13 protein-coding genes are annotated in these 14,564 nt (G+C 72.5%); 8 read left to right on the top strand and 5 right to left on the bottom strand.

Annotation, left to right across the window (positions count from 1 at the left end):
• The first annotated feature begins 1 nt into the window (after position 1).
• Complete coding sequence (locus AB0B29_RS32895) at positions 2-907, top strand: rhomboid-like protein (protein WP_362245675.1); 906 nt, start codon at positions 2-4, stop codon at positions 905-907.
• 102 nt (positions 908-1,009) lie between these two features.
• On the opposite strand, the gene AB0B29_RS32890 is transcribed toward AB0B29_RS32895, so the two are convergent.
• The gene (locus AB0B29_RS32890; RefSeq protein ID WP_362245550.1) at positions 1,010-1,669 is read right to left on the bottom strand and encodes a GNAT family N-acetyltransferase; all 660 of its coding nucleotides are present in this window, start codon (positions 1,667-1,669) and stop codon (positions 1,010-1,012) included.
• A 174-nt stretch (positions 1,670-1,843) separates the two neighbouring features.
• Between AB0B29_RS32890 and lon the strand changes: the two genes are divergently transcribed.
• Both lon and AB0B29_RS32880 read left to right on the top strand, forming a co-directional pair.
• Positions 1,844-4,258, top strand: a complete 2,415-nt coding sequence (gene lon / locus AB0B29_RS32885) for an endopeptidase La (RefSeq protein WP_362245548.1) — start codon at positions 1,844-1,846, stop codon at positions 4,256-4,258.
• A gap of 269 nt (positions 4,259-4,527) precedes the next feature.
• Positions 4,528-5,022 (top strand): MarR family winged helix-turn-helix transcriptional regulator, encoded by a 495-nt coding sequence (locus AB0B29_RS32880; RefSeq protein ID WP_436845933.1) that lies wholly within the window; start codon positions 4,528-4,530, stop codon positions 5,020-5,022.
• A 37-nt stretch (positions 5,023-5,059) separates the two neighbouring features.
• Here the strand turns inward: AB0B29_RS32880 and AB0B29_RS32875 are convergent, their stop codons facing one another.
• The gene (locus AB0B29_RS32875; protein WP_362245546.1) at positions 5,060-5,842 is read right to left on the bottom strand and encodes a protein phosphatase 2C domain-containing protein; all 783 of its coding nucleotides are present in this window, start codon (positions 5,840-5,842) and stop codon (positions 5,060-5,062) included.
• A 368-nt stretch (positions 5,843-6,210) separates the two neighbouring features.
• On the opposite strand from AB0B29_RS32875, the gene AB0B29_RS32870 reads away from it, so the two are divergent.
• The 5 genes from AB0B29_RS32870 to AB0B29_RS32850 are packed head-to-tail and all read left to right on the top strand — an operon-like array spanning position 6,211 to position 12,051.
• Positions 6,211-9,207 carry a nitrate- and nitrite sensing domain-containing protein gene (locus AB0B29_RS32870; RefSeq protein ID WP_362245544.1) on the top strand — a complete coding sequence of 999 codons (2,997 nt, stop codon included), beginning with the start codon at positions 6,211-6,213 and terminating at the stop codon, positions 9,205-9,207.
• Positions 9,204-9,728, top strand: a complete 525-nt coding sequence (locus tag AB0B29_RS32865) for a roadblock/LC7 domain-containing protein (RefSeq protein WP_104784845.1) — start codon at positions 9,204-9,206, stop codon at positions 9,726-9,728. The genes AB0B29_RS32870 and AB0B29_RS32865 overlap by 4 nt, the downstream gene beginning before the upstream one ends.
• Positions 9,725-10,147, top strand: a complete 423-nt coding sequence (locus tag AB0B29_RS32860) for a DUF742 domain-containing protein (protein ID WP_086565350.1) — start codon at positions 9,725-9,727, stop codon at positions 10,145-10,147. The genes AB0B29_RS32865 and AB0B29_RS32860 overlap by 4 nt, the downstream gene beginning before the upstream one ends.
• Complete coding sequence (locus AB0B29_RS32855) at positions 10,128-10,775, top strand: GTP-binding protein (RefSeq protein WP_362245542.1); 648 nt, start codon at positions 10,128-10,130, stop codon at positions 10,773-10,775. The genes AB0B29_RS32860 and AB0B29_RS32855 overlap by 20 nt, the downstream gene beginning before the upstream one ends.
• Before the next feature lie 13 nt (positions 10,776-10,788).
• Positions 10,789-12,051 (top strand): styrene monooxygenase/indole monooxygenase family protein, encoded by a 1,263-nt coding sequence (locus tag AB0B29_RS32850; protein ID WP_362245540.1) that lies wholly within the window; start codon positions 10,789-10,791, stop codon positions 12,049-12,051.
• Here AB0B29_RS32850 and AB0B29_RS32845 read toward each other — a convergent pair.
• From AB0B29_RS32845 to AB0B29_RS32835, 3 genes are all read right to left on the bottom strand, one after another.
• Positions 12,015-13,256, bottom strand: a complete 1,242-nt coding sequence (locus AB0B29_RS32845; RefSeq protein ID WP_362245538.1) for an NlpC/P60 family protein — start codon at positions 13,254-13,256, stop codon at positions 12,015-12,017. The two genes, AB0B29_RS32850 and AB0B29_RS32845, sit on opposite strands and share 37 nt — an antisense overlap.
• Positions 13,257-13,360: 104 nt before the next feature.
• The gene (locus AB0B29_RS32840; protein WP_362245536.1) at positions 13,361-13,660 is read right to left on the bottom strand and encodes a hypothetical protein; all 300 of its coding nucleotides are present in this window, start codon (positions 13,658-13,660) and stop codon (positions 13,361-13,363) included.
• Positions 13,661-13,670: 10 nt separating this feature from the next.
• Positions 13,671-14,324, bottom strand: coding sequence for a TetR/AcrR family transcriptional regulator (locus AB0B29_RS32835; RefSeq protein ID WP_362245534.1), 654 nt, complete (start codon positions 14,322-14,324; stop codon positions 13,671-13,673).
• Between the last annotated feature and the right edge of the window lie 240 nt (positions 14,325-14,564).

Genomic DNA, 14,564 nt, shown 5'->3' with positions numbered 1-14,564 from the left:
GGTGGAACGCACCGCGCCGCCCGGCGACACGGCCGCACCGCCCCGCGATACGGCCGCACCGCCCCGCGATACGGCCGCACCGACGCCGACCGGCGCGCCTGACGCCGATGCGCCGCGGCTGCTGGACGGGGTGCCGCGGCAGCGGGGTCAGGGCGAGCGGGCGGTCGCGGAAGGCGAGCGGGCGGTCGCGGGAGCACGGCGGCCGGGTCGGTGGTCCGGACCGGTGGCGGGGCCCCGGCGCCGGCTGCGCCCGTGGCTGCTGCTGTCCGGTGTGCGCCCCTGGCGGTTGCTGCCCACCCCCACCGGCACGCCGTTCACCTTCGGATACGCGCTCCTCCTCTGCCTCACCTCGCTGGTCTCCGCGCACGCGGATCCCGCCCTCGTGCACGCCCTGCTCCAGGGCTCCAGCACGGATGTCACGCACCTGGTGCGCACGCCGGAGCTGGTGCTGGTCGGCAGCGCGCTGTGGGTGGCGGGCGGGGTGACCTCGCCGTTCGCCGTCGCCTTCGTGCTGGTGCTGACCGCGCTGGAACGGCGGATCGGAGGCGTGCGCACCGCCGGCGTCTTCCTGCTCGGGCACGTCCTCGCCACGCTCGCGACGGAGGTCCCGGTGGGCCTGGCGGTCCTGGCCGGGCACCTCCCCGACAGCTCCCTGCACCGCCTCGACTACGGCGTCAGTTTCGGCGTCGCAGCCGGGATCGGCGCCCTGGTCGGCCTGCTGCCGCTGTGGCAGCGTCTGCCGCTGCTGGCCGGGTTCGGCTGGATGCTGCTCCAGGACCTGCTCGCCTACGCCGATCCGATGACGAACTGGGGGCACCTCATCGCCCTGGGCATCGGGATCGCGACCTGGCCGCTGGTCCGGCGGTGGTACGCGGCACGCCTCGGTGCGGCCGGTGCCCGACCGTGAGGCCTTTCGAGCCCGGGGCCCGACCGTAGGGCGGGTGGAAGGCGGCGGCCGGTCCCCGCCCGTGCGGCCTTCGGGCCCTGGGCGGCCGGGCCGCGCGGCGCCTCAGGGCCGGGCGGAGGCCGGCGGGTCGTGCCTCGCGCTGGTCAGTGTGGCCACGACGTCCCAGCCCAGCGCCTCGTAGAGCCCCCGCCCCGCCGGTGTCCCGGCCAGGACGCCGGTCCGCGCGCCCTGCTGGGCGGCTGTGTGCTGCAGCGTCCGCATGACGAGGCTGCCCAGCCCCCTGCGGCGGTGCTCGGGGGCCGTCTCGATCTGGTCGACGACGGCGATCTCGCCCCGCGCGGCGATCTGACCGCGCGCCGCCAGCGACCCGTCCGGCGCGGCCACCATCAGGCGCGTCACCCCGCCCCGGGACCACGCGCGCAGCCGGTAGCCGTCGGGGGCGTCCGGAGCGCCGTCCGCCTCCAGCGGCACGGTCATCAGATAACCCGGCTCGGGGTCGATCCACCAGCTGTCGTCCAGCCAGCCGGAGACCACCTCCGGGTCCCGGAACGCCTTCAGCCACACGCCGTGTCCGGTCACCGCGGCGGCCACCTTGCGGACGGTCGTCTCGTCGAGGTCCTCGCCCGTGGCACCGAAGACGTGCCGTGTGACGTGCCCGTACGTGCCCACGTCGATCGTCCAGCCCCACGGCTCGGCCAGGGGCGGGGAGGCCCCGCGCGACACGACCCATCCGTCCACCCATGCCTGCACGGTGCCGTTCACGCATCCCCCTGTAATAAGTGCAATACCTGATTGTCTATTACTCAGGTGACCTTACGCGCCCTCCCGCCTCCCGCGTCATCGGTGATCGCTGACAGCGAACAGTTCGTGGGGAACATCTGAGCGCGCCCAAGCATTGAGTCGGCATAGCTCAACTTGACTGCCGAAGGGGAGATCATGGCTTCGACGTCCACACCGCTCACCCTGCCCGTGCTGCCGCTCGACGGAGAGGTCGTGCTGCCCGGGATGGTGGTCCCGCTGGACCTGAGCGATTCCGAGGTCCGTGCCGCGGTGGAGGCCGCCCAGGCCGCTGCCCGGTCAACGCCCGGAAAGCCCCGGGTACTCCTGGTGCCACGCATCGACGGGACCTACGCGAACACCGGTGTGCTCGGCACCGTCGAACAGGTCGGCCGACTGGCCGACGGCGACCCGGGCGCGCTGATCCGCGGCCGAGGGCGGGTGCGCATCGGCGCGGGAACCACCGGTCCCGGTGCCGCCCTGTGGGTCGAGGGGACCCGCGTCGACGAGACCGTTCCGGAGCCGCTGCCCGGCCATCTCGCCGAACTGGTCAAGGAATACAAGGCACTCGCCACCGCCTGGCTGCGCAAGCGCGGCGCCTGGCAGGTCGTCGACCGGGTCCAGGCCATCGACGACGTCTCGGCGCTCGCCGACAACTCCGGCTACTCGCCGTTCCTGACCACCGACCAGAAGGTCGAACTGCTGGAGACCGCCGACCCGGTGGCCCGGCTCAAGCTCGCCACCCAGCAGTTGCGCGACCACCTCGCCGAACAGGACGTGGCCGAGTCGATCGCCAAGGACGTCCAGGAAGGCGTCGACAAGCAGCAGCGCGAGTTCCTGCTGCGACGCCAGCTGGAGGCCGTCCGCAAGGAGCTGCGCGAGCTGAACGGCGAGCAGGAGGGCGAGGAGTCCGACGACTACCGCGCCCGGGTGGAGGCCGCCGACCTGCCCGAGAAGGTCCGTGAGGCCGCGCTCAAGGAGGTCGACAAGCTGGAGCGGTCCTCCGACCAGTCGCCCGAGGGCTCCTGGATCCGCACCTGGCTCGACACGGTCCTCGAGATGCCGTGGACCGAACGCACCGAGGACGCCTACGACATCCAGGGCGCCCAGGCCGTCCTCGACGCCGAGCACTCCGGCCTGGAGGACGTCAAGGAGCGGATCACCGAGTACCTGGCGGTGCGCAAGCGGCGTACCGCCCGGGGGCTGGGCGTGGTCGGCGGGCGGCGCGGCGGTGCCGTCCTCGCGCTCGTCGGGCCGCCCGGCGTCGGCAAGACCAGTCTGGGGGAGTCCGTCGCGCACGCCATGGGCCGCAAGTTCGTCCGTGTCGCCCTCGGCGGCGTCCGCGACGAGGCCGAGATCCGCGGCCACCGGCGTACCTACGTCGGCGCGCTGCCGGGCCGGATCGTCCGGGCCATCAAGGAGGCCGGCTCGATGAACCCGGTCGTGCTGCTCGACGAGATCGACAAGGTGGGCTCGGACTTCCGGGGCGACCCGGCCGCGGCTCTGCTGGAGGTGCTCGACCCGGCGCAGAACCACACCTTCCGGGACCACTACCTGGAGGTCGAGCTGGACCTGTCCGACGTCGTCTTCCTCGCCACCGCCAACGTCCTGGAGGCGATCCCGGAGGCCCTCGCCGACCGGATGGAGATCGTCCGCCTGGACGGCTACACCGAGGACGAGAAGGTCGTCATCGCCCGTGACCACCTGCTCCCGCGTCAGCTGGAGCGGGCCGGGCTCGGCGAGGACGAGGTGACCATCGACGAGGGCGCGCTGCGCAAGCTCGCCGGCGAGTACACCCGCGAGGCGGGCGTGCGCACCCTGGAGCGGTCCGTCGCGCGGCTGCTGCGCAAGGTCGCCGCCCAGCACGAACTGGGCGAGCGGAAGCTGCCCTTCACTGTCCGGGACGAGGACCTGCGCGACCTGATCGGTCGGCCGCACCACGTGCCCGAGTCCGCCCAGGACCCGGCCGAGCGGCGGACGTCCGTCCCCGGGGTGGCGACCGGCCTGGCGGTGACCGGAGCGGGCGGTGACGTGCTCTACGTCGAGGCGTCCCTGGCCGACCCGGAGACGGGTGCGGCCGGGCTGACCCTGACCGGTCAGCTGGGCGACGTGATGAAGGAGTCCGCGCAGATCGCGCTGAGCTTCCTGCGCTCCCACGGTGCCGAGCTGGAACTGCCGGTGGGCGACCTGAAGGACCGGGGCGTGCACATCCACTTCCCGGCGGGCGCGGTCCCCAAGGACGGCCCGAGCGCCGGCATCACGATGACGACGGCCCTCGCGTCCCTGCTGTCCGGCAGGCTGGTCCGCACGGACGTGGCGATGACCGGTGAGGTCTCGCTGACCGGGCGGGTCCTGCCGATCGGCGGCGTGAAGCAGAAGCTGCTCGCCGCGCACCGGGCGGGGGTCACCACGGTGATCATCCCCAAGCGCAACGAGCCCGACCTGGACGACGTCCCGGCGGAGGTGCTGGACAAGCTCGACGTCCACGCCGTCACCGACGTACGCCAGGTCCTGGAACTGGCGCTCGCGCCCGCCACCGCGGATGCCGCGCCGGAGGTTCCGGTCGCGGCGTGACGGACGTGGCCGGATGAGTGGAGGCCCGGGTTCCCGTGAGGGAGACCCGGGCCTTCACCGTGTGGTGGCCCTGTGGACACGGACGCCCTGACCTGCGGAATACTTGCCGAACTGCGGTGATGACGGCAGGTGGCGGAAAATTCAGGTACCGGCGTGCTCACGACCGGGTGACGACCGAGGCAGGGGCTGACGTGCACGAGGGCGGCAACGACGACGGAGACCGCGACGCCGGTGTGGCCGGAACCGGACCCGGTGTGGCCGGAACCGGTCTGCCCGGACCCGGCGTGGCCGGAGCCGGTCTGCCCGGACCCGGTGTGGCCGGAACCGGCGTGGATCAGCCCGCCTTCCTGGCGCTCGAGCGCGAACTGACCGTGCTGCTGCGGCGCGCCCGGGCCAGCCAGGGCGAGATGGCCCGCGAGGTCCACCCCGACCTGGAGTCGTCCGCGTACGGCCTGCTCGTGCGGCTGGACGAGCACGGGAAGCAGCGGGCGACCGAGCTCGCCGCCTACATCGGGGTCGGCAAGGCGACGATGTCCCGCCAGCTGCGTGCCCTGGAGGAACTCGGGCTGGTCGCGCGCGAGCCCGACCCCGCCGACGGACGTGCCTGGCTCGTCGCCCTCACCCAGGAGGGCCACGACCGCGTCCGCCGGGTCCGGGAGGCCCGCCGCGCCCGCTACGCCGGCCGCCTGGCCGACTGGGACTCCCGCGAGGTCACGGAACTGGCCCGGCTGCTGCACCAGCTCAACCGCGGCATGGAGAAGTAGCCCCCGGCCGCGGGCCGCTCGCAGCGCGGGCAGCCGCCTAGAACTCGACGAACGCCACCGTCGCGTCGTCGTGCCTCTTGCCCCTGCCCAGGAACGTCGTGGCGTCCGACCGTTCCAGCGTTCGAACGCGGTCCACCAGGGCCTGCGGCCCCTCCTTGCGGATCAGGTGGAAGCAGTCCGCCCAGTCGCCCTCCTCGAACCGCTCCACCCAGCGCGTCGCGCCGTCCGTCAGCGCGGCCAGGGCGCGGACCTCGCGACGGGGCACGGTTCCGGTCACCGCCCGGGCCGCCACCGACGGGTCGGCGGCAGCCGTGAAGAAGCCGCCGTCCATGTTGCGGAACGTGGAGTCCACCAGCGCGTCCGTGGCGAGCGCCGAGCGGGGGAGCAGGGCCAGCCGGTCGTCGAGGAGGGGTGTCACCACGCCGTCCGGGGACTCGAGGAGCAGAGCCGAGTCGGACAGGACCAGGTACTCGACCGTGTCCGGATTCCATCGGGCCGCGACCACCGTGGCCTGAGGAGTCCGGGGGTGAGAAAGGTCACAGGTTGCGGCGTGTGCCTCGGAGGTACGCGCGATGGCGCGGGACAAGGCGTCGACCAGAGGGATATCCGGGAGTGAAACGGTCAGTTCGGTCAGTGCTCCACCGAGGCGTGCGGTGAACCAGGGAACGGAATGCAGACAGCCCGTCCCGGTCCTCGGTGGCGTGACCCCGTCCAGGACGACGACCGAACCGCCCTGTCCCGAGGCCGGTAGCCCGACAGCGGCGAAGTCCTCGTTGGGGCGGTCGGCGTCTCCCGGCTCCGAGGCGAGTTCAGTACGCATCCAGCCAGTCTGCACGAGCCCTTCACAAGGTCCGCAAGAGACCGGCAACGGTTGCCGGATCGGCGCAGTCGCGCAGGTCAGACGCCTGGTTTGGGAGGGAATGATTTGTTCCGGGAAGGCGTGGTGGCGAATACTGCCACCGGCCGTCGCAGTCGTCCAACCGGCGTGCCGCGCAAGGTCACTGCAAAGGCCCGCGGAACTTGCCCCTCAACTCTCCTCCGGGGTTCACTCCTTCGGGTGGCGGGTCAGGTGATGCGCGTGCGCTGCCCACCGGCGCTGGGAGGGTCGGTAAGTGTACCGGGAGTACGCACCAGTTGACGGAGCGTCATCCGGGCCCAAGGGTTCACGAGTCAGGAATGCGAGCACCGGTGCAGAAGACGCGGCCTCGTCGCACAGGCAAGCAGAAGGCCCCCGTTCAGGGCGCTGAGCCGACGCCCCCCACCGGCTCGGGCCGCCCCACGCACGTACGCAACCGGCTGATCGTGGCCGTGGCCGTGGTCGCCGCGACCATCGCGGGTGCCGGCGCCCCGTCCGTCCTGGCCGCCTCCGAGCAGCTCCACGACACCCAGGAACTGGTGACGCTCGCGGAGCAGACGCAGGACGCGCTCGCCCTCGCGCACTCCCTCGCCGACGAACGGGACGACGTCACCTCCTACATCGCGGCCGGGCGTCCCAAGTCCAAGGCGCCCTCCGAGCAGCGCAGCGCCCGGGTGGACCGGCAGGTCGAGGAGCTGCGCTCCGACACCGACACGCCCGCCGCGCTCCGCTCGGACCTCGACGGCATAGCGGCCGTGCGCAGGGCGGCGCTCACCGGCCAGAGCAGCGCCCTCGAAGCCCACCAGGCGTACTCCCGCGCCATCACCGAACTCCACGACCTCGCCGAGCAGCTGGCGCAGCGGACCCCACCGCGCGCGGGTGCCGGCGGTTACGCGCTGGCCGAGCTGGACTCCGCCGTCCAGCAGGCCGCCGCGGCCCGCGGGCTGCTGCTCGCCGCGCTCAGCGTGCCGCGCAGCACGAGCGCGGTCATCGATCCCGTCACCGGCCTGCCGACCGAGACCTCCACCTCCTCGGACGCCGACACCCGGCAGCGTGACGCCCTCAGCGCCGCCGCCCAGCAGGCCCGGCTGCGCTCCGACGCGGCCCTGGCCGACTTCCGGGACGCCGCGCCCAAGCCGGCCCGCGCCTCCTTCGACTCCACGGTCACCGGCACCGAGGTCAACTCCGCCGACAAGTACCTCGCCACCCTGACCGACCAGCCGACGCTCTCCCGTACCGACCTCGCCACCAGCACCAAGAAGCTGGACGCGGCCCTGTCCGCCCGCGTCGACCTGATGCGCGGGGTGGAGTCGGCCCTCTACGACCGCCGCACCAAGGACCTCGAGGCGCTGCGCGACGACGACGTCACCGCGCTGGAGATCCGCATCGCCGTCCTCGGCGCCCTCATGCTGCTCGCCGTCGGTGTCGCCACGGGCATGGCCCGCAGCCTCACCCGCCCGCTCGCGGTCCTGCGCCTGGGCTCCAAGCGCCTCGCCGAGGCCGACGACCCGGCGGCCGAGGAACCGGTGAAGTTCACGGGCCGCAACGACGAGTTCGCCCAAGCCGTCCGCTCCGTCAACGCCCTGCACGCGCACGCGGCCGCCCTCACCGAGCGGATCACCACGCTGGAGTCCGACCGCAAGCACCTCGTGGGGCAGCGCCAGAAGATGGCCGACGCGCGCGAGGAACTGCGCGGCGAACTCGCCGAGTCCGCCGCCCAGCTGGAGCGGCTGCGCACCGCCATCGGCGGGACGTTCGTCAACCTCGCCCTGCGCACCCTCGGCCTGGTCGAACGGCAACTGGCCGTCATCGAGAACCTGGAGGAGCGCGAGCAGGACCCGGACCGGCTCGCCACGCTGTTCAAGCTCGACCACTTCGCCACGGTCATGCGCCGGCACAGCGAGAACCTGCTGGTCCTGGCCGGCACCGAGCACGTACAGCACGCCGCCGGGCCCGTGCCGCTGGTGGACGTCGTCCGGGCCGCCGTCAGCGAGATCGAGCGCTACGAGCGGGTCCGGATCGCCGCCCTGCCCCCGCACGCGCACATCGCCGGGTTCGCCGCGGACGACCTGTCCCACCTGCTGGCGGAACTCTTGGAGAACGCCACCTCGTTCTCGCCGCCCGACCTGCCCGTCGAGATCTCCGGCTGGCTGCTGGAGAACGGCGAGGTCATGCTGTCCGTCCAGGACGAGGGCATCGGCATGACCGAGGAGCGGCTGGAGCGCCTCAACTCCCGCCTCACCGACTTCGACCCCGAGGCGCCCTACGACCAGGAGGGCGAGGACGGTCTCGGCCTGGGCCTCTACGTCGTGGCCCGGCTCGCCCACCGCCACGGCGTGCGCGTCCAGTTGCGCGAGCAGAAGCAGGGCGGTGTCGCGGCGGTCGTCGTCCTGCCGCGCACACTCCTCGCCGCCGCCCCGCCCGTGGCCGTACCGACCTCCGGCCCCCTCACCGGCACGGCGCACTCCTACTCCTTCCCGGGCGCCGACGCCGAGGCCAACTCCAACGTCCTGCACGGGCGCGCCTCGGGCGACGACCCGCTGGTCGCCCTGGCGGAGAAGGCGGTACGCGAGGACGAAGCCGCGGACACCACGACGCCCGCCCACCACCCGGAACCGGCAGGGGAGCCGGAACCGGCAGAGGTGCCCAAGGCGCTGGAGACGCCGGAGGCGGCGGACGAGGCGGCATCCGCCGAGCCACCGGCGCCCGGTGAGCCGACGACACACGCCGCGTCGGAGGCACACGCCCAGGCGGAGGCGCACGCCGGGTCGGACGCACACGCCGACCCGGACGAGACCGCCGCACCCGTGGAATCCCCCGCGGAGACCACGATGGAACTGCTGATCCCGGCGCAGGCAGAGGAGCCGGAGCCGACGGGGCACGCACCCGCGGTCGACAGCGCCGAGACCGGCCCGCACGAAGGGCCCGCCCCCGACACCGCCTTCCGTACGGGCGAGACCGGCCCGTACGGTCAGCCCGCGCCCGAGGGCGGGGCCCACCCGGGCGCCGAGGACCGGGGCGAGAGCCCGGAGCACGAGCGCGCGCCCGACGAGGAGGAGGACCGCGTCACCGACAAGGGCCTCCCCAAGCGCACTCCGAAGATCACCGCACAGACCACCGCCCCGCGCCAGCGCAGCGGCTCCGTCGACGCCGACGCCCTGCGTCGCCGCCTCGGCGGCTTCCGCCAGGGCGCCCAGGCGGGGTACCGCGAGGTGGAGGCGGAGATCGCCGAGAGGACGGCCTCGCACCAGCGGCCGGCCACCGGCACAGCACGACCAGCTGGATCCGAAGAATCCACGGGGGGCACAGTCGAGGAGGCAAGCAGTTGACCGCTCCCAGTACCTTCGGACTGATCGGACTGAGCAGTGAGGCCCGCAACCTGCACTGGCTGCTGACCAACCTCGTCGAGGAGGTACCCGGCATCCTCTCGGTCGCGGTCGTCTCGTCCGACGGACTGCTCCTGCTCTCCTCCGACGACCACCGCAACAAGGAGGCGCGGGACGCCCTGCAGGCCCGCGGCACCAAGCGCACCGGCCCGCGCGGCTCCGCCGCCGACCTGGCCACCATCGTCTCCGGCATCGGCAGCCTCACCATCGGCGCCGCCCGGCTGATGGACTTCGGCGGCGTCCGGCACACGATGATCGCCATGGACGAGGGCAGCCTGTTCGTGATGTCCATCAGCGACGGCTCGCTGCTCGGCGTCCACGGCTCCGCGGACTGCGACATGAGCGTCGTGGCGTACCACATGGCCCTGTTCGTCGGCCGCGCCGGTCACGTCCTGACCCCGGAACTCCGCAGCGAGCTCCGGAAATCCCTGGAGGATTCCCAGACGACGGGGAGTGCCCGATGAGCAGTACGCCCAAGCAGCACCTCCCGGTCCGCGGCGGTGACCGCAAACCCGCCCGGGTCCGCCCCTACTCGCTCACCGGCGGCCGCACCCGGTTCGGCCACGTCCTCCTCGTGGAGACGTTCGTGGCGAGCACGGCCGCGCTGGACGCCCCCGAGGAGCGCAAGGAGCTGACGAACGGCCACCTCTCCACCCGCGTGATGCCGGAGCTGAGGGCCATCGTCGAACTGTGCCGCCGGATGCGTACGGTGGCCGAGATCGCCGCGCTGCTGAAGATGCCGCTCGGCGTGGTCCGCGTGCTCCTGAGCGACCTCGCGGACCAGGGAAAGATCCGTGTGTACGGAACGGGCACCGGCCATGGCACGGGCCGCCCGGACCGGGCTCTGCTGGAAAGGGTGCTGAGTGGACTCCGTCGTCTCTGACGCCGCTCACGGCGTCACTGGTTCCTCCCCGTCTCTCGAGCCCGGCGAGAGCATGCACGCCTGGGAGACGGACCGCACCCGTGCCCCGATCGCCACGAAGATCGTGGTGGCGGGCGGCTTCGGCGTGGGCAAGACCACGCTGGTCACCGCCGTCTCGGAGATCACGCCCCTGCAGACCGAGGCGCTGATGACCGAGGCGAGCGAGGCGACCGACGACCTCACCGCCACGCCGGGCAAGTCCACCACCACGGTGGCCATGGACTTCGGGCGCATCACGCTCGACGACGACCTGGTGCTCTACCTGTTCGGCACGCCGGGCCAGCAGCGGTTCTGGTTCATGTGGGACGACATCGTGCGCGGCGCGATCGGCGCGGTCGTCCTGGCCGACACCCGTCGCCTGAAGGACTGCTTCCCGGTCCTGGACTACTTCGAGAGCTCCGGGCTGCCGTACGTGGTCGCGGTCAACCACTTCGACGGCAGTGAGTTGTTCGAGCCGGAGGATGTGCGGGAGGCCCTGACCATCCCACGACACATACCTGTCATGATCATGGACGCGCGTCGCCGGATCTCCGTGATCGAGACCCTCCTGGCCCTCGTGGGCCACGCGCTCGACGAAACCCCCGAGTAGAGGACAGCCCCGCATGCGGAAGATACTCGTCGTCGGAGCCGGTCAGTCCGGGCTCCAGATCGCTCTCGGCCTCCAGACACAGGGGTACGAGGTCACCCTGATGTCCAACCGGACGGCGGACGAGATCCGCACCGGCCGGGTCATGTCCACGCAGTGCATGTTTCACACGGCCCTGCAGCACGAGCGCGATCTCCAGCTGAACTTCTGGGAGTCCCAGGCCCCGAAGATCGAAGGACTCGGCGTCTCGGTCGCCGCACCCGGCTCCTGGGCCGAGGGCCCCGCCGCCCGTGCCATCGACTGGCTGGGCAGGCTCGACGGATACGCCCAGTCCGTCGACCAGCGCGTGAAGATGGCCGGCTGGATGGAGACGTTCGCCCAGCGCGGCGGCCAGCTCGTCATCCACGGCGCGGCCGTCGGCGACCTCGACTACTTCTCCCGCACCTACGACCTGGTGCTCGTCGCCGCCGGCAAGGGCGAGCTGGTCCAGATGTTCGGCCGCGACGCCGAGCGCTCCCCCTACAGCGAGCCGCAGCGCGCGCTGGCCGTGTCGTACGTCCACGGCCTGGGCCCGCGCCCCGAGCACCCGGGCACCGAGGCGGTCCGCTGCAACCTCGTGCCGGGCGTCGGCGAACTGTTCGTCATGCCGACCCTGACCACCTCCGGCCGCGCCGACATCCTGTTCTGGGAGGGCATACCCGGCGGCCCGCTCGACGCCTTCAACGGCGTGAAGGACCCCGCGGAGCACCTCTCCCTGACCCTGGAGCTCATGGAGCGGTACGTCCCCTGGGAGTACGCGCGGGCCACCAAGGTCGAACTGACGGACGCCGGCGGCACGCTGGCCGGGCGCTACGCCCCCACCGTCCGCAACCCCATCGGGCGCCTGCCCAGCGGCGGTCTGGTGCTCGGCGTCGCCGACGTGGTCGTGGCGAACGACCCGATCACCGGGCAGGGCTCCAACTCCGCGTCCAAGTGCGCCGCCGCCTACCTCTCCTCGATCACCGAGCACGGCGACAAGCCGTTCGACGAGGAGTGGATGCGGGCGACCTTCGACCGCTACTGGGACACCGCCCAGCACGTCACCAAGTGGACCAACGCGATGCTCGCGCCGCCGCCGGAGCACATCCTGAACCTCATCGGCGCCGCCGGTGAGCTCCAGCCGGTCGCCGACCGCTTCGCCAACGGGTTCGACAACCCGGCCGACTTCGAGAACTTCTTCTACGACCCGGACAAGACGCAGGGCTACCTGGCCGAGGTGTCCGGCGCGGGCGCCGCGTAACCGTCGTAGCCCTCGTCGGACCCGTCCGTGGCACCCTCGGGGAGCTCCGGCGGCTCGTAGCGCCGCAGGGGCTCCCCGCCCGGGTCCGGCCGTACGGCACCCAGGACCGGGTTGGCCGCGATCGGTGACGCCTTCACCTTCGCGCCCGGACGGGGTGCGTGGACGACCATGCCGTCGCCGAGGTACAGCGCCACGTGCGTGGCCTTCGGGAAGTACACGACCAGGTCCCCGGGGCGCAGTTCGTCCAGCGGGATCCGCTCCAGCTGCTTCCACTGCTCCTGACTGGTTCGGGGCACGGGCGTCCCTGCCTCGGCCCACGCCTGTGAGGTCAGCCCCGAGCAGTCGTACGTGCGCGGGCCCTGTGCGCCCCACTCGTACGGCTTGCCGAGCTGCCGTACGACGTAGCGCACGGCCCGCAGGCCCTCGGCGGACGGGGTGCGGACGGTGTTGACGCCCCCGGGCCTGTCTCTGTTCTTGCCGTTCTCGCGGCTGTCGTCCTTGCCACCGTCCTTCGTGTCGCCCGGGCTGTCCTCGCTGCCCAGCGCGCCCGACGCGATGAACTCCGACTGGGCCTTCGCAGTGGCCTTCCGTTCCAACTCGGCGAGCTTCCCGAGCTGTTCACGGCTGAGGGAGGCGAGCAGTTCCTCGACGTCGTGGAGGCGGGTGCGGACCTCGTCCCGTTGCTTCTTGCGCCGCTCGGTGAGGGCGAGCTGCCGGTCGAGGGCCGTGCGGGCCTTGCGGGCCAGTTCGTGGGCCTTGTGCTCGTGGCCGGACAGCCGGGCGATGGTGCCGGCTCGTTCCTGCGCGAGCCGGCCGATCACATGGCCCTGCTCGATCGCGTGCTGCGGATCGCGGGCCAGGAGCAGGCGGACGTACGGGGGAAGGTCGGTGCTGCTCTGGTACTGCTGCCGGGCCAGCCGGCCGGCCGCGCCCCGGCTGTCGTGCAGGGAGAGCCGGGCGCGAGTGAGGGCGCGCTCCACACGGTCGGTCTCGGCACGCTGCTTCTTCAGCTTCTCCTCGGTGGCGTTGTAGGCCTCGGTGGCCTCCTCGGCCTTCCGGTACAGCCCCTGAAGACCTGTCAGGAGGTCGGCGACTCCGGGCTGTTCCTTGTCCGGCTCGGGTGCGGCCGCGGCCTGGACGGGCGCCAGGGCGGTTCCGGCCGCCGTCGCCGCGATGCAGACCAGACGCAGCAGCTTTCCTGACATGCCATCACCTCCATTACGGGGGCGGCGGGGTGCCGCCGGACACCGTGAGGATCAGGCGGGTGCGTGCGCCGCGCGCGGTGAGCGTGCGCGTTCGGCGCAACGGGTCACCCGTCGGCGTCGTCCGGCTTGCCGGGCGGCGTGGCGGCTGGCTTCGACCAGGGCCAGTTGAGCCGGCGGGGCGGGACGCCCTCGGGGGCGTACGTGTACTTCCAGCGGTTGGACAGGCCGACCCTGCCCGGTCCCCGGGGCACGCGGCGGTAGACGAGCACGGTGTCCGGTCCGCCGTCGGGGTCCGGGACGGGGATGCGGTACGTCTTGGGCGGGTGGCCGGTGATGCCCAGGAGGACGGGCAGGACCCTGCCGTCCATGGGGCCGCCCTCGAAGGGGGTCTCTTCGCTTCTCACGGGATCAGTGTCAGGGATTCTCGGCGAGCGCCCGGACCAGGGCGTCGGTCTGCGGGTCGCGGCGGGCGGTCACCGACAGCATCGCCACGAACTGCTCCACGAGCCAGTCGCGCAGTTCCCCGGCGGGGGGCTGCTTGTCCTCGTCGAGCCAGATCAGCGACGACGCCTCCACGGCCGTGATCCACATGCGGATGGTCATGCGCAGGCCGGGGCCGGGGCCGGTGACGCCCAGGTGGCTGATGATGTGCTCGGCGGCGACACGGCGTACTCCGTCCACGATGGCGGTGGTGCGGGACGTCTCCACGACGCTGCCGCCCTGGAGGAGGGCGCTGAAGCCGGTGTCGTGCTGGTCGACGAAGGTGAGGTAGCGGTCGAGGGCGCGGGACAGACGGGGCAGGAGCGGGCCCTCGCGGGGTTCGTCGAAGCAGTGCTGGAGCTCGTCGGCGGCAGAGCGCAGGGCGGCCTCGTAGAGCTGCTGCTTGCCGCCCGGGAAGTACCGGTACACCAGCGGCCGCGAGACCCCGGCCGCCTCCGCCACGTCGTCGAGGGACACCTCCTCCGGGGCGCGGTGGGCGAAGAGGTCCAGCGCCGAGGCGAGGAGCTGACTACGGCGTTCCTCGACGCTGAGTCGCCGGTAGGCGGGGGTGGGGGCGGCTGGTGTCATGCCTCGCAGGGTAATCGGGGCGCCGGGGGGCTGCGTAGCGGTGGTCGTGCGGGTGCGGGTGGTCTCGCATGGCGTCCGGTGTGTTTCTTCGCATGGTGGCGGGTGGGGGTGCGCGTCTTCGCCTTGCGCCGGGTGGTGGGTCGGGGCCGCGCCGGGGGGTGTCCGTCCTCGGAACGTCGCGATGGGGTCTCACGCCGACTGACTGTGCGTTGACGCGACAACCGCTGCGGGCGGACCCCC

The sequence above is a fragment of the Streptomyces tibetensis genome (assembly GCF_040647715.1).
Taxonomy (GTDB): domain Bacteria; phylum Actinomycetota; class Actinomycetes; order Streptomycetales; family Streptomycetaceae; genus Streptomyces; species Streptomyces tibetensis_A.
Note: the sequence above shows the minus strand (reverse complement) of the source record. Positions and strands in the feature narration are given on the sequence as shown.

Excerpts from the sequence above, each read along its gene's own strand:
- lon (WP_362245548.1), top strand. The coding sequence starts at position 1,844 with ATGGCTTCGACGTCCACACCGCTCACCCTGCCCGTGCTGCCGCTCGAC.
- AB0B29_RS32875 (WP_362245546.1), bottom strand. The coding sequence starts at position 5,842 with ATGCGTACTGAACTCGCCTCGGAGCCGGGAGACGCCGACCGCCCCAAC.
- AB0B29_RS32860 (WP_086565350.1), top strand. The coding sequence starts at position 9,725 with ATGAGCAGTACGCCCAAGCAGCACCTCCCGGTCCGCGGCGGTGACCGC.
- AB0B29_RS32850 (WP_362245540.1), top strand. The coding sequence starts at position 10,789 with ATGCGGAAGATACTCGTCGTCGGAGCCGGTCAGTCCGGGCTCCAGATC.
- AB0B29_RS32845 (WP_362245538.1), bottom strand. The coding sequence starts at position 13,256 with ATGTCAGGAAAGCTGCTGCGTCTGGTCTGCATCGCGGCGACGGCGGCC.
- AB0B29_RS32835 (WP_362245534.1), bottom strand. The coding sequence starts at position 14,324 with ATGACACCAGCCGCCCCCACCCCCGCCTACCGGCGACTCAGCGTCGAG.